Here is a 16,727-nt window from a genome sequence, read left to right on the forward strand (position 1 = left end):
ATGCCTGAATTGCAGGGGCGGATGGACGCATTCCTGCGCCCTGCGAGCATTGCGATCGTCGGTGCAGGGGATCGTCCGACAAGTTCGGGTGGCGCGTTGCTGCGCAATCTCGAGACGTGCCGTTGGCCCGGGCGAGTGGTGCCCGTCAATCCCAAGGGAGGAATCATCCGCGGGCTGCCTGCCGTGCGATCGTTGTCTGAACTGGATGTCCCCGTCGACCTCGTTGCCGTGCTGGTGAAGCCGGAGTCCATCCTGTCCGTGGTTGAAGAAGCGGCACGCACCGGTCATCGCAATCTGTTGATCCTGCCTGGCGGATTTGCCGAAGCGGGTGCTTCGGGCATGGGGCGCGATCAGGCGCTCCGCGCACTGGCCGAACGCGAGAATCTGCTGGTAGGCGGGCCCAACTGCGCGGGCCTCATCAACCTGCTGGATGCCTCGAGGCCGTTCGCCGCAACGTTCTTTCGCGATCTGCCGAGGGGTGGGCCCGTGGCCTTGATCTCGCAGTCCGGCGCCATCGCCGAAGAACTCATCGCGGCGAGTCACGAGATGAGGCTCCCCATCGGGGCGACGATTTCCGTCGGCAACGGCATGCATCTCGATCTGACCGCGTATCTCGATTATCTCGGTGAGGATGCCGCATGCAAGGCGGTACTGTTGTATGCGGAATCCTTCGGTGACGCTGGACGCTTTGCGGACGTCGCGCGCCGCGTCGCTGCGCGCAAGCCTGTCGTTGCGTTGATCGGGGGACGGACCCGGCAGGGGCGCGATGCCGCCTCAAGACACACGGGATCGATGCCCATGTCCGCAGCCGAAGCGGACGCGTTCTGCCGCGAGTGCGGCATCGTGCGTGTGAACAGTCTTCGTGCCCTGAAGATCGCGGCCAAGGCGTTCGGTGCCTTGCCGGAAGGCATCGGCCAGAGAGTTGTCCTTCTTTCCAACAGCGGCGGTCCGGGTGTTCTGGCTGCCGACCGCGCCGTCGATGCGGGGCTCGAACTGATCGACCTTCCCGGTGAGGCCGCCGCCACCCTCCTGGCGGCGCTTCCGCCCGAAGCCGCTGTGGCCAACCCCATGGATCTGTTGGCCGACGCGCGCGAAGACAGATTCGCGGCATCGCTGGATGTGCTGCTTGGCGCCGTGCGAAACGAACTGGATGCGCTCCTCATGATCCATGTCGTGCCGTTCATGGTCGAGGCCACACCGATCGTGGAACTCCTGGCCGAGCGTGCGAGAAGCGCCGGGATCCCGATGATGCACAGCATGCTGGGAACGCGAGAGCATCGGACGGAATGGTTCGATCGCATGGAAGCGAGCGGTCTGCCGGTGTTCTCCGACTGCGAAGAGATGTGCGAGGCAGCGGGAATGCTCGCCCACTATCGAAGGCTGCGTGAGGTGTTGTCGGGGCGTCGTGAATTGCAGGCGTCCAAGGGGAATGGATGATGAAGCTTCACAACTACTTTCGCAGTTCCGCCGCCTACCGGGTCAGGATCGCACTCGCCCTGAAGGGGCTCGACTACGAGTATGCCGCCGTACATATCGGGAAAGGGCGACAGTTCGACGATGCGTTTCGTTCGCTCAACCTGCAGAGTCTCGTTCCCGTTCTCGAGACGGACGGTCAGGTCCTGACTCAGTCGCTCGCGATCATCGAATACCTGGATGAAACCCATCCCGCACCTTCGCTGCTTCCCGGGACGCCGCTCGAACGGCAGCGCGTCCGTTCGCTTGCCCTGGCCGTCGCTTGCGAGATCCACCCCCTGAACAACCTGCGGGTCCTGCACTACCTGACAGGCACTCTGGAACTGAGTGAGGATCAGAAGCTGGCGTGGTACCGGCACTGGGTGGTCACAGGATTCGAGTCGCTCGAGCAGCGTTTGCTCACCGAACGGGATACGGGAATTTACTGCCATGGCGATACGCCCACCCTGGCGGATGTGGTTCTTGTGCCGCAAGTGGCGAATGCCCGACGGTTCAATATCGATCTGAATGTTTATCCCACCATCGTTCGCATCGATGCAGCGTGCCGAAATCTGCCGGCGTTCGCCTCGGCTGCTCCGGATCGACAGCCGGACGCGGAATAGGCGGTATCGTTTCCCGGGCCGCTATACTCTCGGCTGTCTCCGCTGCTCGTTCGGCGTTCCGCTCCGGAACGCCGCGGCTCGGCCTCGGTATGCAAAGGAATCACCATGAAATCTCCCCAACGGCTTGCCCGGTATGTCCTGGCGATCGCTTTCTGTGGCTGGCTCGGATCTGCGCTGGCTGTCGAGGACGGAACGTCCCCACCTGCCACCAATTCCCTCGAGCGCATGCACATCAGGAACGCCAAGTGCACGTGGACCAAGGAAATCGGCGACTACATCTATCAGTGCCTGAAGGACAACTTCGGGATGAACGCGCACTGGTGTCACAACGAAGCGATGGAGGTGTTCTGTCCCAAGCAACTTGGCTCTTCCGATGCCGCCGAGAAGGATGCGGCGCCCCCGGCCAAGTAACTCGGGATCGCCCCCAGGAAAACCGGGCCACGGCCCGGTTTTTTTTGTATCTGAAGACTGTCGAAATCGATTACATGCCAAAAATGAGTCACTTAGTGCGCGGCGCGATCCGTCTCGGAAAGGTGGGGTTGCGCCAGTCGATACACCTGTCAACTAAGGTATTGTTCCGTCTGAGCCGGAAGGGCGCATACAAACTCCCATTCAGGGGACATCTTGTAACGAATTGAAAGATATGCGAATACATCACGGAACAAGAATAAAACGATCTTATTGGTAGATTAATTTCCGTCACGACTAAGGTCTCAAATCTATCGAAACGATGCTTTCAGGCATGCTCGGTGCTGAAAGGAAGGGCGAGAGCCTTTTCTCTATGGGACCTGAATCATGAGCCGTGCCGAAGTGAGTTCCACCCTTGAAAATCCCCAGACCGGACGTGGCCGCTCCCACGCAATCAGCGCGATCGCGGCAGCCTTGCTCTGCGCATCCGGAGCCGCGCACGCTGGCCCGACCATCGACGGCAACATCACCGACTGGGGGTTGCACCGTACCGGCAACGTCAGCGACTGGACGCCGTCCGCGACCATCAACCACTACACGGTGGAAGATCAGACCGGCAACTCCGGCGCGTTCCTGAATCCTGGATACGGTGGCCAGCGTTACGACGCGGAGGCCATCTATCTCAGCTGGGACGCCACCAATCTGTACGTCCTCGTCATTACCGGACTCCCGTTCAACAATCCGCACAACCCTGCCGGCAACAGCTATGGGGCCGGCGACATCCTGATCGACTTCGGTCAGAACGGATCGTTCGAGTATGGAATGGCCGTCAAGGGGTACGCGGGTCTGACGCCCGGAAGCGTGTACCAGGTGGGATCTGTCAACTACGGACTCTGGAGTGCGCCTGGCGTTCTGGGGCACCCGGGCACCAACCCGGTGGCGATCAAGACCGGGACTCAGACCGGCACCGGACAACTCGCCTACACGCAGGTCGGCAACAACATGGGTCTGTATGCCGCGGATCAGCACTACGCCATCGAAGCGGCGATCCCCATCCTGTCGCTCGGCGCGTTCTGGGGCAACGGGCAGAAGTTCGACGTGCAATGGACGATGTACTGCGCCAACGACATCATCAGCGTCGACCCGCTCGTGGCTCCGCGCGGCGTACCGGAACCGGGCGTCCCTGCTCTGCTTGCTGCAGCATTGGTGGCTGGTGCGATTCCCGCCGGTCGGCGCTTCGTCAATCGCAAGTCTTGATCGACCGCGTGCCGGGGACTCTCAGCCGGCACCGCGGTACGTCACCGGTGCGCATCGCGCGCTGGTGACGTTCGCAGGCGCAGCACCGATCGCGCCGGGTCGGGTCGATTGTCCGGCCTACCCTCAACGCCGCATCGAAGATTCCCGCGGGATCATGCGTTCAGCCCGAAGAAGGTTCGCATCTTGGACAGCAGGTCGCTGACCTGGGGCGGATGGGCCGCTGCCTGCAACTGGCCGACCGTGCGTGACAGTTCGGCATTTCGCTTGGCCAGTACCCGGGTCACTTCTTCGCCGAGATCGGGTCTCGCCCGCAGTATCGACTGGAACCCGGTCTTGTCCAGGCGATAACAGTCGACATCGGTGATGGCGGTGACCGTCGCCCGTCGCGCTTCACCCGTCAGCATACCCATCTCTCCGAAAACGCCTCCCGATTCGATCACCGCAATCGGGGTGGATCCTTCTCGTGTTTCCACGCTGACTTCCGCCTGGCCGGAGATCACGATGTACAGCCAGTGTGCAACGGCACCCTGGCGGGTCATCACGTCGCCCTTCAGGAACGGGGCGTGCACGAGATGTCCGGCGAGCGTGTCGATTTCCGCCTCCGTGAGCGTCGCGAAAGATAGACGCGTTTGAGGGCTTCGCGCTTGTGGGCGAGGTCCTCGAGTCTGCGGGCGGTCCGCCTCGCTTCGTTTTCCATGATGATGGTCCGTTCCGCATGCGGAATCGACAGTCTGATGTTGCGGCGGACGAGGGCTGCATGGGCGTGCATGCGGACCTGCGAGTCGGTGCTGTCGTCGTCTCGGGCGTCAGTGAGCCAGTATCTCAGCGCGTAGCGGCCGTACCCTTCCGACAGGCTCATCAGCACGGCGCTCGGCCGCGGTTCGCGGCTCACGTGGGCGATGTGCGCGTCCAGTACCGCCTGCTCGAGCGCATCGCAGACTTCAGCGGGGTTCGCTTCCAGATCCACGTCGAACCAGAGCCAGCGCCTCCAGTGCACATGCTCTTCCTCCCGCGATCCCACGACCGTGAACCGGTTCTTCATGAGATAGCTGTTGGGAACGAACACGGTTTCCCGATTGCGCGTTTCGATCGCGGTATAGCGCCAGCGGATGTCCACCACCTGTCCGCTGACGTCATCCACCTTGACCCAGTCGCCGACCCGGACCGAGCTGTCCAGCTGCAGCGCGACGCCTCCCAGCACGTTGCCCAGCGTGTCCTGCATGGAGAACGCCACCACCGCCGTGATGACGGCCGATGTCGTCACGAGGCTGGAGGGGTCGATGCCCGACATGCGCAGCCAAAGGTAACCCCAGACGGCATACAGCATGGCGCTGACCATGTCCGCGAGTATCCGTGGCGCGGGAAAGCCTGCCATGGGCAGGAACGCCCGGAATACCAGCAACGCGCTCAGTCGCAGAATCGACACGCCGATACCGATCGCGGCAAGATCGGAAAAGGCATCGCCGAGCCGGCCATGGCCGCGGGCCGATGCGGCATCTCCCCCCGCCAGCATGACGGCGAGGACGACGACGAGGAGCAGCGCATTGCGGACGTGGTGCCGCTCGCTCGGTCGCAGGATGGCGAGCAGGGCCCCCAGCGCCAGCGCTCCCAGGGTCATGGCATACGATGCCGCGGAAGACATCATCTTGCGAGACCCGCCTCCAGCGTGTCGCATAGACGCTGGATCACCTCCAGGCGGCCGGCCAGCTTGTTTTCGGCCGAGATGAGGTGCCAGCGTCCGACGTCGGTGGATGTCCGTTCCACCATGTCTGCGACCGCGCGTTCGTACTGCGGCCATTTCTCACGGTTGCGCCAGTCCTCGGCCGTGATCTTGAACTGCTTGTGCGGCACGTTCTCGCGCTCGCGGAAACGCGCCAGCTGTTCCTCGGGCGTGATCGCCAGCCAGAATTTCGCAAGAATGACGCCTCCCTCGGCGAGTTGCTCCTCGAAGTCGTTGATCTCGTGGTAGGCGCGGATCCAGTCGGCCTCCGTACAGAAGTTCTCCACCCGCTCGACGAGCACCCGGCCATACCAGGAGCGATCAAAGATCGCCACCTTGCCCCGGCGCGGCACCTTGCGCCAGAAGCGCCACAGATAGGGCTGGGCACGCTCCTCCTCGGTGGGCGCGGCGATGGGGATCACCCGATAGAAGCGTGCGTCAATTGCCTGGGTCACCCTGCGGATCGTGCTTCCCTTGCCGGCCGCGTCCATCCCCTCGAATACCAGGACTACCGAACGATCGCGAAGCCTGCGGTCCCGCGTCAATGCGTTCAGCCGGGACTGCTGCCGCTCCAGCTTGCGCACGTAACGGTCGCGCACCAGGGAACGGCTGTAGTCCAGGGTATTGAGCAGGTCGCGCCCGTCCAGAGCCGGTTCAGGGGGAGGAGCGGAGGGGGAGATGCTCGGTGCCGGACCCTCGAGCCGCGCCGTCAGCGCGTCGAGAAGCAGTTGTCCTGCGGTGAGCGCGCGGTAGCTGGGGTCCGCTCCCTCGATGATGTGCCACGGCGCTTCGCCCGTGCTCGTCTCCCGCAGGGCAGCCTCGCAAACCGTGATGAATTCGTCGTAGTGCTTGTAGTGCCGCCGATCGTCCTTTCCGACTCGCCACGCGGTACGCGGGTCCTTGCTCAGTTTTTCCAGCCGCGCCTTCTGTGTCTTCTTGGAAAGATGGAACCAGAGCTTCAGGATCAGTGCGCCTTCCGCGACAAGCATTCTCTCGAAGTGCCGGATGCGCTCGAGCCGGTGGGCGAAGCGGGCGCCTTTCTCGCTGCCCATCACGCGCTTCAGGATGGGATCGGAATACCACGACCCGAAGAAGATGCCGATGTGGCCCTTGGGTGGCAGTGCCTGCCAGAAGCGCCACATTTCCGGACGATCGTATTCGTCGGCGGCCGTTTCGCCGAAGGCTTCCGTCCGGATGTGCCGGGGATCCATCCATTCGTTCAGCAGATTGACGGTTTCGCCCTTTCCCGCGCCGTCCACGCCGTTCACCAGAAGGATGACGGGAAAGCGGGATTGCTCGAGCAGCTTGTACTGGGCCTCCAGCAGGTCGCGGCGCAACTGCGGTTCGCGCTCCCGATAGTCCTTCTTCGAGATCCGGTGGCCGATCTCGGCTGCGTCAAACATGGGCGAGACTCCTTGCCTTGGGTTTGCTTTGAATCTCCGGTGAACGGACGGAAACGTCAAGCGATCTCGTCAACGTCCCGCGTGAGCCCGGTATCATCCGCGATCCTTTGCGCATACCCCGGTCCGTCCATGAGAGTTCTCGTCTGGTTGCTGCTGTTGCCGGCCTTCCTGACCGCTGCGGGCCTCCCTCGTGAGGCAGACGCCCATGCGACGCAGCTCTCCAGTTCGAAGCTGACGGTCAGGGGAAACGCCGTCGAAGGCGTCCTCGAACTCAACGGCCGCGACGTCGAAGTGGCGACGAAGAATGCCGTGGTCGGTGCCGACGGCAATGTCGATCCGCAGCGTCTGCATCAGTCGCAGGATTCTCTTGCCGGCTACATCCGGGAGCACGCGCGCATTGCCGAATCCGGCGGACGCGCCTGCGAGCAGACTGTCGATTCGGCCGAGCCGAAGTCCGATCACATTCTCGTGCACGCCCGGTGGCAGTGCGGGCAGGCGTCTGGCGCCCTGAGCTATGTGGCGACTCTGTTCCACGAAGTCGACGCCTCCGCCCGCCACATGGTCACCGTCGAGGGGGACGTGTCCCTCGTCGGTCTGTTGTCGGCGAGTTCGCCCTCCCTGGTGATCGCGTCGGCGGCGACGAACCCCTGGGAAGTAGCATGGCGCTACCTGCTCGCAGGCATCGAGCACATCGCGATCGGCTACGACCACATCGCGTTCCTCATCGCCGTGATCATATGGGGGCGCCGTTTCTGGCCGCTCGCCAAGGTGGTGACTGCCTTCACCGTGGCGCATTCGATCACGCTGAGCCTTGCCGCGCTGGAGATCGTCAGACTGCCGAGTGCATTGGTGGAAACCCTCATCGCACTCAGCATCGTGTACGTTGCCGCGGAGAACTTCTTCGTAAGGGACCTCCGCCACCGCTGGTGGATCACCTTCCTGTTCGGTCTGGTCCACGGCTTCGGTTTCGCCAGCGTCCTGCATGACTACGGCCTTCCGCGCGATGCCCTGGCGCCCGCACTGGCCGCCTTCAACGTCGGCGTCGAAGTGGGGCAGATCGCGATCGTCGTTGCGAGCCTGCTGGTGTTCGCCGTGGTCGACCGCGTCATCGTCCGTGCGCCCGCCGGACCGCGCGAGCCGGACGTGCGATTCGTGCGGACCGTGTCCGGAGTCGTCCTGCTGCTGGGCCTGTACTGGACATGGGAGCGCCTCACCGGCTGAGCCTGGCGGATGCCACGGGCGTGGATTGACAGGCGCCGCGACCGTGACCACGCTTTATTCCCGGAGTGGCGATCCCGTTCAACGGCTTCACGGGAACGGTCGGGGTTCAGCTTGGCGAGCCGGAAGTGAAGGACTTCCTGAAGCGGGAGAAGGACCCCGGCGCTGCCGGCGGGATCGCCCTCGCGCCCCAGCCGACGGGGGCCATGCCGCGGGCTGTTTGCGGCCCTGCCGGTTCGCACAAGGACGAGTGCGTCCGCACCATTCCGCCGCGGGACAACGGCGGCAACATGGACATCAAGCAGATGGCCGTGGGCACGACGGTGCTCCTGCCCTGTTTCGTGGAAGGCTGCGGCCCGTTCATCGTGATGTCCACCACGCTCGGGGCGACGGCGAGGTCGCCGGGACGGCCATCGAAATGGGAGCGAAGGTGACGGTGCGGACCCAGATCCGTCCCGGGATGGCAGCGCTCATGAGATCCGGGCCCCACTTCGAGGGTGGCTCGCAGTTGAAAAAGCTCGAACCCGACGCGTTCTATGCGACCGTGGGCTATCCCCTCAAGAAAGCGGGCGAGATACCGCCTTGCTCGAGCTACATCGACGGCAGGATCACGGGCCCGCTCACCAACCTTTCGTAAGATCTGTCGCTGGCGGCCCGCAGTTCCCTCATCAACATGCTCGAAGGGCTGGTCAGGACCAGGAACTACACGCCGGAGCACGCGTACGTCATCACCGGCGCGGCGCGCGATCTGCGCATCGGCAACGTGGTGGATGTGCCGAACTACGCGGTCTCGACGATCTGCCCGCTCGAGATCTTCCGCAAGAAGTGAAGGACGCCCCCCGATGCGGCAAGCGGGCCGGACGGGCCCGCGGCCGCCACAGGTGAGCCGCGAGGGGGGGCAGTGAGGCGTACTGGCCGTGCGGGTGATGATGAAGCCGATCCCGGCTCGCGGATTCCGGAGGGGCCATGCTATTCTGGCCTGCATGCGTCCCTCGAGAGGCGCAGCGCACGACGGGAGGTGTCAAGAAGTGAAGCGTTCCCTGATTCTCTGGCTCGCACTGGTGCATGCGGGCCCCTCTCTTGCGGTGGACGAAGCGGCCGTGGGTATCAAGGTCCATCGGCAAAGCGGCGTCAATTTCGTCACCGGCGGAACGGGCGACGAGGCGCAGGCCTTCGCCGAAATTGCCGCCCGGTATCCCGTGCACGTCCGATTCACCGTGGGTGGTGCCCCGGTCGCGGAGAAGGGCGTCCACATCCGCGTGCTGGACGTGAAAGGCGATGCACTGGTGGAGGCTGATGCCGGCGGCCCGTTGTTCTACGTCAATCCGCCGTCGGGCCGGTGGACGTTCGAGGCCACGTGGAACGGTCAAACACTCGCACAGACCAAGGATCTGACCGGGCGCAGATATCTTGAAGTGTCGTTCGACTTCAAGTCCAACTGACCGGACCTTTGTCCTTGCCGCGTGGATCAGTCCTGACCGGGCGGACTTTCCAGCCTTGTCGGGCCGGTGCACGGTGTCCCTCGACTTCGATCGAATGAACCCGAACCTTCTCCGCCCCTTCGGCGTGATTTCCCCGCTGATGGCCTTGTGCATCGCGTCTGCCGCCTGGGCGCAGACCGTCGAGTCAGCCCGAATCCATGCGGTCCGGCCGGACGAGATCTCCTGGGTCGAGTTGCGCAAGACGCCCGCCTTGTTCCGTGCCGTCATCCACGGCGCTCAGGAGAAGGCGGGGCCTTTCACGTTCCGCGTCCGCGCCGCCGCCGGACATCGCCTGCTTCCCCACACTCATCCGGACGACCGGACGATCACGGTCCTGGCAGGCACGTACTGGTCCGCGGTGGGCGACACCTGGGACGATTCGCAGCTCGTGGCGTATCCCCAGGGCAGTTTCTACGTTGTCCCCGCAGGGGTTCCTCACTACAGCGCGGTGCTGGAAGGCGAGACGATCTTCCAGGAAAGCGGCATCGGTCCCAGTCGCAACGACATGGTGGTGAAACCGTAGAGCCGGTGCGCACGCGCACTCGCTTCCGTTCACTGACTACGCAAGGCCCGCATCCGCTCGTCCGTGGCCGGGTGCGTGGAAAGGTAATCCTTGGGAGACGGCGAGCCGGGTTGATCTCGCCGCTCGTCGCGGCGCGACTTCTCCAGCTTCTCCAGCATGGAGGCGAGGAGCGCGGGCGACATTGCGTTGAACCGAAGCATTCGCGCTGCGTAGGCGTCCGCCGCGCGCTCGTGATCGCGCGAATAGCGGGCGTCCAGGATGGCCGCCGGAACGGCGGCGATGAGGCTGGAGAGGTCGCCCAGATACCAGGTCAGGAACAGGCCGACGACCGAACTCTGCAGCACCTGCCGGATGCCGTGCTTCTCCTGGACATGCCCCAGTTCGTGGCAAAGCACGGCCATGACCTCTTCGTCGGACGCTGCCAATTCCACCAATGCATCCGTCACGACAATCGTTCCGGAAGGAAGGGCGAAGGCGTTCGGGCCCACTCGGGGTGCCGCGCGGAATTCGATGCGATGCGCGACCTTCGCGTCTTCCGGCGGGGTCATGGCGGCGAATCGTTTCGACAAGCGGTCACGCACCTCCTGCGGAAGTTCCGTCGGATCGAGCAAGTGCCGGTCGAGCAGTTCCAGCGTCTGCGCGGACATGGATTCCACGGCGGATGCGGGCACATGCTCCGCGGCTAGTGCCGCGAGCCACGGCAATGCGTAGAGATAGCCGAGGACCACCGCCAGCGCACAGCACGCCACGGCACCCAGAGCCAGACTCCAGCGAGTCTGCATGCGGGCGACCAGAGGCTCGCGAAAGCCCGTCGCATCGAGGAGCTGCTGCAATGCCTCGTGATCGTGGACTTCGCAGAACGCACCGTCCGCAAAGCTCACGATGCGCGCTGCCTTTCCCATCCTCTCGGACACCCGTACGGCGGACAACGGTTCCTCCCGCCGGAAATCTTGCGCCTGTACCACGACGCGGCCCTCAAGGACCGTGAGCGTCGCTCGCTGGCGCACGGTGGTGCGACCGTCGAAGTAGTCGCAAGATACCTCGACGTGACCGTTCACAGCGCGATGTCGATATCGAGGAACTCGCCGAGTTCCTCGCCGACGGCATCCACTTCGCGAGCGCGTTGTCCCACGAACCGGTCCAGCGGTTCCGACGGGATGAACGTCATGGATTCGATGCGGTAGCGCGCGGCACGTACCACTGCGAAAGGCCGGTAGAGGCCGACCGTCAGTACGGTCAGAACGAAATTGGAGACCACGATCCACAACAGCGTCCGGAAGCGCACCTGGCTTTCGAACCGGTGCCGTTCAAGCCGCGTGGAATTCCAGACATGGTTCTGCAGCTGGGATGCGAGGTAGGGGCCGCTGGCGATGACCGAGGCGTAGAACGCGAAGATCGCGAGCCCCAGAGCCACCGCGACCAGAGGGTCCAGCCGGAAGCTGCCCCGTGTCCCGGCCACGCCCACGGCTGCGAGAAACAGGGCGATGACCAGCACCGGACCGAGCAGGAAGAACAGGAACGTCTTGCCGAAGATCTTGTAGAACTCCTTCGCTGTCCCGGCAAACGAGAAGGGCGCATGCCCGAACGTGCTGTTGCCGTGCTGATAGGCCTTGAACTCCCGGTACGTGGCCGGAATGAGCACGCCGAGCGTCAGCACAGACAGCAGCGGCCAGAGCAGGAACGCCTTGTACGAACCGGCGACTGTCCCGCGAAACCCGAACCTCAGGCCGCGCCAGCTCGTGTTCTGCATCCGGAACTTGAACGAGCGCACGAGAAGCCAGGGAAGCACCGCGCCGAGAGGGATGAAGACCAGGAAGCCGATGACGGGGCTGTAGTTGAACGCCAGATTGGCACCGCCCACCAGCACGAATGCGATGATGCGTCCCTTGAGAATGGCGGTGGGCTTGCCGTGATAGTCGAAGCCGGAAGATGCCAACTGGGTGTTTCGATAGAAGTACTGCAGCCGCCTCACCTTCGCCCACGCCGAGTAGATACCCAGCGTGACGATCACGAGCGCGAGATTCACGATCCAGATGCGGAAGTACTCGGTCCCGCTGCCGCTGAAACGCAATCTCTCCGGCGCGGGCACCGGTTCGGCGACGGGATCGGGCAGCGGGTGATCGGTGTTCACGGCTCGCGGTCGGGCCTCACGATGCGCTGAATCTACACTGCCGGTGGCCATCGCGATAGGGAACGGGGCCACCTCGATCGACTCCCCCGATCCGCTCCGCGAGTGCCGCGCCGACGTGCGGACCTGCCCGTCAGTCGACGATCCAGGATTCCACCAGCGTGCCGCCGCAGTGCCGGACAGTGAGGTCGATCAGGCGAGTGAGAGCGGTCTCGAGCATGGCGCGATCGGTCGCCGCGTTTCCCTGGAGGATGTAGAAGCATGCCGACGTGTCGCGCCCCACTTTCGTCTGTTCGCATTGCCTGTGTTCGAGCCGGCAAAGCACCCGGCGGCCCGAGTCGATGTAGCAGTACTCGCCTGCGGGAACCGTTTCCGCAACGGTGCTGCCCAAGGGCAGGAATTCCTCGTCGCCATTCGTGAATCGCAGTTCGATGTCGCCGGTCACACGCGCGAGGTCGTGTGCCCCCAGAGAGAGGCGCGTTTCGAGAGAGACCGCGTTGTAGATGTCCACCAGAGGATTGATCGCCGGCACGACTCCCTTGCGCTGGAACAGGGCCACGAGCGATTCGGCCGACGCGGGGAAGCGTCTGTTGGACCTTCCGATGCGGTCGTGAAGTGCGCGAAAGCCGGCCAGCACCGGATCGCTCTCGATGAAACCTTCCACGAGCTCAACTCTCAGCCTCTCCGCCAGATCCGCCCGCAGCGGAGCCAAGGCGCTGTCGTCGATCCGGTTGTCCACGCCCTCGAGAACGGCGAAGGCACCGCGAACGCCGAGTTCGCGCACGGCGGGGGCGATACGGAATCGGGGCGGGGCGGTCATGATGGCGGGCCGAGTGTAGCAGCGACGGTGGTACGCTCTGGCACGGCGACGCAGTACCGTGCGTCATAACGGGAGAGACGTCTTGAACGCAGGAAGACGAGCCATGTGGGCGGCGCTGGTCGCGTCCGCGATCCTTCAATGGCAGGGCTGCTCCGCCCTGCCCGGCGGGCGGGAACCCGTATCCGTCACGGTATCCGATCTTCGCCTCGGCGCGGCAGGCGTGCTGGAGCAGCAGTACTTCGTGACGCTGCGCGTGCAGAACCCTAACGATCGCGAGATTCGCCTCAAGGGCGTGGTGTTCGACCTCGAACTGAACGGCAAGTCCTTCGCCAAGGGCACCGGTCCGGCCGACGTGACGGTGCCCCGGTTCGGATCGGAGGTGATCGAGGTGGAGACGGTCAGCACGCTCACGAGCGTGCTGCGGCAGCTCGGCGGCGTGACCGACACCAGCGGGCCGTTGCGCTCCTTCAGCTATCGCATTCGCGGCCGTCTGCACCAGGCGGGTGTCGGCGGCCCCATCGCCTTCGACGAAAAGGGCGAACTCAATCTTTCCGCCAACCCAGGAGGTACGAGCAAGTGACATCCATCGCATCCCAGGATCCGCTGTTTTCCGTTCAAGGCCAGATCGTGCTCGCCATTGGCGCGAGCCGAGGCATCGGCAAGGCGCTCGCGGCCGGTTTCGTCTCACGCGGCGCGACGGTGATCATCGCGGGACGAGAGCAGGCCACCATCGATGCCACGGCGCGCGAGATCTCGCGCGATGGCGTGGCCGAAGCGCTCATGTGCGACGTATCCAAGCCGGATGACGTGGCGAAACTGGTAGACCGCGTCGTGGAGCGGCATGGCCGCGTGGACACGCTGCTGAACGTCGCCGGCATCAACGTGCGCAAGAAGGTGGAGTCCTATTCCGTGGAGGAGTACGACCGTATCCTGAACACCAATCTGCGGGGGCTTTTCGTGGCGGCGCAAGCGGTGGGACGGGAGATGCTTGCCAAGGGCAGCGGGTCCATCATCAACATCGATTCGTTGAATACCTATGCCCCGCTCAAAGGGGTGACGCCCTATGCCATGAGCAAGGCAGGTCTGGGCATGATGACCCGGGGGATGGCGCTGGAGTGGGGGCCGAAGGGCGTGCGCGTCAATGCCATTGCGCCCGGCTTCTTTCCCACCGACCTGTCGCGGAAGCTGTGGGCCCAGCCTCGGATGACCGAGTGGGCGAACGAGGTGACCCCGCTGCGCCGGCTGGGGAAACGGAAGAACTGGTGGGCGCAGCCGTGTACCTTGCGTCCAGGGCCTCGAGCTACGTGACGGGGCAGGTGCTCCGTGTGGACGGCGGGATCAGCGCCGGCATCAACTGGCCTATAGATCTCGAGTGAGTGACGCACCCCGGTCCGGGCGGGCACCGGGGTGTTTCAGAAACTGGTTAAGGAGAGATTGACAACTCAATGATTTAAGTATTAAAAGAATGATCCGATCTTAGCGATTCGGTACGATCGTCCGAACGGGGTGGAGCATGGCCAAGATCGCGGTGTTCAATCAGAAGGGTGGAGTCGGCAAGACCACCACCTCGCTCAATCTCTCCGCAGCGCTGCACCGCCGGGGCCGTACTCCTTTATCCATCGATCTCGATCCTCAGGCGCACCTTTCGTACATCAGCGGGACCACCGTCGACGGCGCCGATGAAAGCGTCTTCTGCTTCTACGAGAAATCGAAACCGCTCTCCGAACTGATCCGCATCGGGAACGGCGGCTGGGAAGTGATTCCGGCACACGTGGAACTGTCCAAGGTCGACTCCCAGTTCGGCAAGGGCCCCCAGGCCCTGAACCGCCTCAATTCCGGCATCGTGCGGGAAAGCCTCAACACCGGACGGCCGATCGTCATCGACTGCTGCCCTCTGCTGGGTGTGCTGTCGCTCAACGCGATCTTCGCCTCCGATCGCGTGCTCGTCCCGGTCTCGGCCGACTATCTGGCGGTGAAAGGGGTGCTGCAGGTGGAAAAGACCTTGAAGGCACTGGAGCACGTTCTCAAGAAGAGGATCGTGCGCCGGTATGTCATGACCCGATTCGATACGCGGCGCAACATGTCCTGGCAGATCTACCGGACCATCACGGAACGGTTCGGTGCGGACATGTGCGAAACCCGCATCTCGGAATCGGTGAGCATCGCGGAAAGCCCCGCCGTCAACCAGGATGTCTTCACACATGCTCCGGGCAGCCGGGGCGCCAAGGATTACGACGCGCTCCTGGACGAACTGGTCCAGACCGGATTCGTGGAATAGCTGAAGGCGATGCGGCGAGGGCCCGACTGCTCTGGCGACCGGGTCAGGGGCCGACGCTCGATGGCGCTCGAAACACGCGGCGACCGGACTCGCGGCGTCACTCCTGCTTGGAAATCAGCGAAATGATGCCGCCCACGTCCAGGCTCTCGTCCCGGCCGGTGCCGGGTTGGGACTCGGTGCACTCGAGAACCGTGGACCCGCGGTACATCTGAAAGAGCTTGCGCTCGGCGTCCTCCCGGTCCTGGCCCTGGATGAACAGGTTCTCCACCACCAGGCCGTTCCGTGCCTTGATCTTGAACTGGTACTTGAGCATGGGCTGAATCCTCTTTCTCGTGCGCAGGATACCCCAGGAGTCTGTTCGACGAGAGCCATCCGCAACGGATCTGGAACGTCGCGCGAGCTAGTTTCTCCCTCGCGACCGCGGCAGGTGCCCGCGGCGTTTACCGGAGGACTTCTGACCATGGATCGTCGCGATGTTCTTGTGGCGTTCGGGGCGCTCGCCCTAGCGCCATCCACCGCCTGGACGGCTGCCATTGCGGGCGCGCGGCCGGGAAGGGTAGCCGCCAACGGAATCGATTTTGCATACTTGGAGATGGGGCGCGGCCCGTTGGCGCTATGTCTGCATGGCTTTCCTGACTCGCCGCAGACGTACCGCCACCTGCTGCCCGCCTTGGCGGCCGAGGGCTACCGGGCCGTCGCCGTCTACATGCGCGGCTTCCACCCCACGGGTGTGCCTCAGGACGGCCGGTACGATTCGGCTGCCCTCGCGTCCGATCCGGCTGCACTCCACGACGCGCTTGGCGGAGACCGAAACGCCGTCCTGATCGCGCACGACTGGGGTGCGGTCGCGGCTTACGGGACACTTGCAGCTGCCCCAGACCGATGGCGCCGTGCCGTCATCGGGAACGTACCTCCGTGGGGAACGGCGAACTTCACTTATGACCAGATCAAGCGATCGTTCTACTTCTGGTTCTTCCAGCTCGCGGCGGCCGAGTTTTTTCTGGGTGCCGATGACTTTGCCTTCATCGATGGTCTCTGGCGTGACTGGTCACCCGCCACGACCCGGCCGACGATCTACCACGCGAAGGCCTGTCTGCGGGAACCGGGACATCTGCGTGCAGCTCTCGGGTACTACCGCTCTTTCTTCGAGCCGGCGCGCTTCGGCACGCCCCAGTGGGCAGAAGAACAGACGGCGGCATGGGGACGGCCCGTCCAGACGCCTGTTCTCTATCTCCATGGCACGAACGATGGGTGCATCGGCCTCGATGCCGTGGCAGTGGATCGATTTGCCGGTACATTCCGGGGTGGATACGAATTCGAGCGGATAGAGGGTGCGGGCCACTTCTTCCTGGTAGAGCGACCACAGATCGCGAGCCGTATCGCCTCGTATCTCAGTGGCAGCTAGCGCATGGAGCA

The 16,727-nt window shown here is 63.9% G+C and carries 21 protein-coding genes; 14 read left to right on the forward strand and 7 right to left on the reverse strand.

The window, feature by feature from the left end:
* From IPK20_18845 to IPK20_18860, 4 genes are all read left to right on the forward strand, one after another.
* Entirely contained in the window at positions 1 to 1,437 is a 1,437-nt protein-coding gene (locus tag IPK20_18845; GenBank protein ID MBK8018564.1) for a CoA-binding protein, read from the forward strand.
* Entirely contained in the window at positions 1,437 to 2,075 is a 639-nt protein-coding gene (gene maiA / locus IPK20_18850) for a maleylacetoacetate isomerase (GenBank protein ID MBK8018565.1), read from the forward strand. The genes IPK20_18845 and maiA overlap by 1 nt, the downstream gene beginning before the upstream one ends.
* Before the next feature lie 105 nt (positions 2,076 to 2,180).
* Positions 2,181 to 2,486 (forward strand): hypothetical protein, encoded by a 306-nt coding sequence (locus tag IPK20_18855; protein MBK8018566.1) that lies wholly within the window; start codon positions 2,181 to 2,183, stop codon positions 2,484 to 2,486.
* A gap of 384 nt (positions 2,487 to 2,870) precedes the next feature.
* Positions 2,871 to 3,740, forward strand: a complete 870-nt coding sequence (locus IPK20_18860) for a hypothetical protein (GenBank protein ID MBK8018567.1) — start codon at positions 2,871 to 2,873, stop codon at positions 3,738 to 3,740.
* 152 nt (positions 3,741 to 3,892) lie between these two features.
* Here IPK20_18860 and IPK20_18865 read toward each other — a convergent pair whose 3' ends face one another.
* The 3 genes from IPK20_18865 to pap are packed head-to-tail and all read right to left on the reverse strand — an operon-like array spanning position 3,893 to position 6,863.
* Entirely contained in the window at positions 3,893 to 4,309 is a 417-nt protein-coding gene (locus tag IPK20_18865) for a cyclic nucleotide-binding domain-containing protein (GenBank protein ID MBK8018568.1), read from the reverse strand.
* On the reverse strand, positions 4,291 to 5,385 hold the full coding sequence (locus IPK20_18870) for a mechanosensitive ion channel family protein (protein MBK8018569.1): 1,095 nt from the start codon (positions 5,383 to 5,385) through the stop codon (positions 4,291 to 4,293). The genes IPK20_18865 and IPK20_18870 overlap by 19 nt, the downstream gene beginning before the upstream one ends.
* Positions 5,382 to 6,863, reverse strand: a complete 1,482-nt coding sequence (gene pap, locus IPK20_18875; protein MBK8018570.1) for a polyphosphate:AMP phosphotransferase — start codon at positions 6,861 to 6,863, stop codon at positions 5,382 to 5,384. The genes IPK20_18870 and pap overlap by 4 nt, the downstream gene beginning before the upstream one ends.
* Positions 6,864 to 6,992: 129 nt before the next feature.
* Here pap and IPK20_18880 point away from each other — a divergent pair, with 129 nt between their 5' ends.
* From IPK20_18880 to IPK20_18905, 6 genes are all read left to right on the forward strand, one after another.
* On the forward strand, positions 6,993 to 8,084 hold the full coding sequence (locus IPK20_18880) for a HupE/UreJ family protein (protein ID MBK8018571.1): 1,092 nt from the start codon (positions 6,993 to 6,995) through the stop codon (positions 8,082 to 8,084).
* 65 nt (positions 8,085 to 8,149) lie between these two features.
* Complete coding sequence (locus IPK20_18885; protein ID MBK8018572.1) at positions 8,150 to 8,515, forward strand: acetamidase/formamidase family protein; 366 nt, start codon at positions 8,150 to 8,152, stop codon at positions 8,513 to 8,515.
* On the forward strand, positions 8,512 to 8,718 hold the full coding sequence (locus IPK20_18890) for a hypothetical protein (GenBank protein MBK8018573.1): 207 nt from the start codon (positions 8,512 to 8,514) through the stop codon (positions 8,716 to 8,718). Before IPK20_18885 ends, IPK20_18890 begins: the two co-directional genes overlap by 4 nt.
* Before the next feature lie 36 nt (positions 8,719 to 8,754).
* Positions 8,755 to 8,910: an acetamidase/formamidase family protein gene (locus IPK20_18895; protein ID MBK8018574.1), complete on the forward strand. Its 156-nt coding sequence runs from the start codon at positions 8,755 to 8,757 to the stop codon at positions 8,908 to 8,910.
* Positions 8,911 to 9,109: 199 nt separating this feature from the next.
* Positions 9,110 to 9,523, forward strand: coding sequence for a hypothetical protein (locus tag IPK20_18900; protein MBK8018575.1), 414 nt, complete (start codon positions 9,110 to 9,112; stop codon positions 9,521 to 9,523).
* A gap of 94 nt (positions 9,524 to 9,617) precedes the next feature.
* Positions 9,618 to 10,085 (forward strand): cupin domain-containing protein, encoded by a 468-nt coding sequence (locus IPK20_18905; GenBank protein MBK8018576.1) that lies wholly within the window; start codon positions 9,618 to 9,620, stop codon positions 10,083 to 10,085.
* Between the two features lie 29 nt (positions 10,086 to 10,114).
* Here the strand turns inward: IPK20_18905 and IPK20_18910 are convergent, their stop codons facing one another.
* The 3 genes from IPK20_18910 to IPK20_18920 all read right to left on the reverse strand — a co-directional run bounded on the left by IPK20_18910 (position 10,115) and on the right by IPK20_18920 (position 13,033).
* Positions 10,115 to 11,143 carry a M48 family metallopeptidase gene (locus IPK20_18910; GenBank protein ID MBK8018577.1) on the reverse strand — a complete coding sequence of 343 codons (1,029 nt, stop codon included), beginning with the start codon at positions 11,141 to 11,143 and terminating at the stop codon, positions 10,115 to 10,117.
* Positions 11,140 to 12,267: a DUF898 domain-containing protein gene (locus IPK20_18915; protein ID MBK8018578.1), complete on the reverse strand. Its 1,128-nt coding sequence runs from the start codon at positions 12,265 to 12,267 to the stop codon at positions 11,140 to 11,142. Before IPK20_18915 ends, IPK20_18910 begins: the two co-directional genes overlap by 4 nt.
* Before the next feature lie 79 nt (positions 12,268 to 12,346).
* Positions 12,347 to 13,033, reverse strand: a complete 687-nt coding sequence (locus IPK20_18920; protein ID MBK8018579.1) for a hypothetical protein — start codon at positions 13,031 to 13,033, stop codon at positions 12,347 to 12,349.
* An 82-nt stretch (positions 13,034 to 13,115) separates the two neighbouring features.
* On the opposite strand from IPK20_18920, the gene IPK20_18925 reads away from it, so the two are divergent.
* The 3 genes from IPK20_18925 (at position 13,116) to IPK20_18935 (ending at position 15,311) form a co-directional block, all read left to right on the forward strand.
* Positions 13,116 to 13,613 (forward strand): LEA type 2 family protein, encoded by a 498-nt coding sequence (locus IPK20_18925; GenBank protein MBK8018580.1) that lies wholly within the window; start codon positions 13,116 to 13,118, stop codon positions 13,611 to 13,613.
* Complete coding sequence (locus IPK20_18930) at positions 13,610 to 14,341, forward strand: SDR family oxidoreductase (GenBank protein ID MBK8018581.1); 732 nt, start codon at positions 13,610 to 13,612, stop codon at positions 14,339 to 14,341. The genes IPK20_18925 and IPK20_18930 overlap by 4 nt, the downstream gene beginning before the upstream one ends.
* Positions 14,342 to 14,546: 205 nt before the next feature.
* Positions 14,547 to 15,311, forward strand: a complete 765-nt coding sequence (locus IPK20_18935) for a ParA family protein (protein ID MBK8018582.1) — start codon at positions 14,547 to 14,549, stop codon at positions 15,309 to 15,311.
* Positions 15,312 to 15,408: 97 nt separating this feature from the next.
* On the opposite strand, the gene IPK20_18940 is transcribed toward IPK20_18935, so the two are convergent.
* Positions 15,409 to 15,624, reverse strand: a complete 216-nt coding sequence (locus tag IPK20_18940; protein ID MBK8018583.1) for a hypothetical protein — start codon at positions 15,622 to 15,624, stop codon at positions 15,409 to 15,411.
* A gap of 147 nt (positions 15,625 to 15,771) precedes the next feature.
* On the opposite strand from IPK20_18940, the gene IPK20_18945 reads away from it, so the two are divergent.
* Positions 15,772 to 16,716, forward strand: a complete 945-nt coding sequence (locus IPK20_18945) for an alpha/beta hydrolase (protein ID MBK8018584.1) — start codon at positions 15,772 to 15,774, stop codon at positions 16,714 to 16,716.
* The last annotated feature ends 11 nt before the right edge of the window (positions 16,717 to 16,727 follow it).

The organism is Betaproteobacteria bacterium (assembly GCA_016713305.1).
Classification (GTDB): domain Bacteria; phylum Pseudomonadota; class Gammaproteobacteria; order Burkholderiales.

Excerpts from the sequence above, each read along its gene's own strand:
- IPK20_18895 (MBK8018574.1), top strand. The coding sequence starts at position 8,755 with ATGCTCGAAGGGCTGGTCAGGACCAGGAACTACACGCCGGAGCACGCG.
- IPK20_18920 (MBK8018579.1), bottom strand. The coding sequence starts at position 13,033 with ATGACCGCCCCGCCCCGATTCCGTATCGCCCCCGCCGTGCGCGAACTC.
- IPK20_18935 (MBK8018582.1), top strand. The coding sequence starts at position 14,547 with ATGGCCAAGATCGCGGTGTTCAATCAGAAGGGTGGAGTCGGCAAGACC.
- pap (MBK8018570.1), bottom strand. The coding sequence starts at position 6,863 with ATGTTTGACGCAGCCGAGATCGGCCACCGGATCTCGAAGAAGGACTAT.
- IPK20_18915 (MBK8018578.1), bottom strand. The coding sequence starts at position 12,267 with ATGGCCACCGGCAGTGTAGATTCAGCGCATCGTGAGGCCCGACCGCGA.
- maiA (MBK8018565.1), top strand. The coding sequence starts at position 1,437 with ATGAAGCTTCACAACTACTTTCGCAGTTCCGCCGCCTACCGGGTCAGG.
- IPK20_18940 (MBK8018583.1), bottom strand. The coding sequence starts at position 15,624 with ATGCTCAAGTACCAGTTCAAGATCAAGGCACGGAACGGCCTGGTGGTG.
- IPK20_18880 (MBK8018571.1), top strand. The coding sequence starts at position 6,993 with ATGAGAGTTCTCGTCTGGTTGCTGCTGTTGCCGGCCTTCCTGACCGCT.
- IPK20_18870 (MBK8018569.1), bottom strand. The coding sequence starts at position 5,385 with ATGATGTCTTCCGCGGCATCGTATGCCATGACCCTGGGAGCGCTGGCG.
- IPK20_18905 (MBK8018576.1), top strand. The coding sequence starts at position 9,618 with ATGAACCCGAACCTTCTCCGCCCCTTCGGCGTGATTTCCCCGCTGATG.
- IPK20_18855 (MBK8018566.1), top strand. The coding sequence starts at position 2,181 with ATGAAATCTCCCCAACGGCTTGCCCGGTATGTCCTGGCGATCGCTTTC.
- IPK20_18945 (MBK8018584.1), top strand. The coding sequence starts at position 15,772 with ATGGATCGTCGCGATGTTCTTGTGGCGTTCGGGGCGCTCGCCCTAGCG.
- IPK20_18860 (MBK8018567.1), top strand. The coding sequence starts at position 2,871 with ATGAGCCGTGCCGAAGTGAGTTCCACCCTTGAAAATCCCCAGACCGGA.
- IPK20_18845 (MBK8018564.1), top strand. The coding sequence starts at position 1 with ATGCCTGAATTGCAGGGGCGGATGGACGCATTCCTGCGCCCTGCGAGC.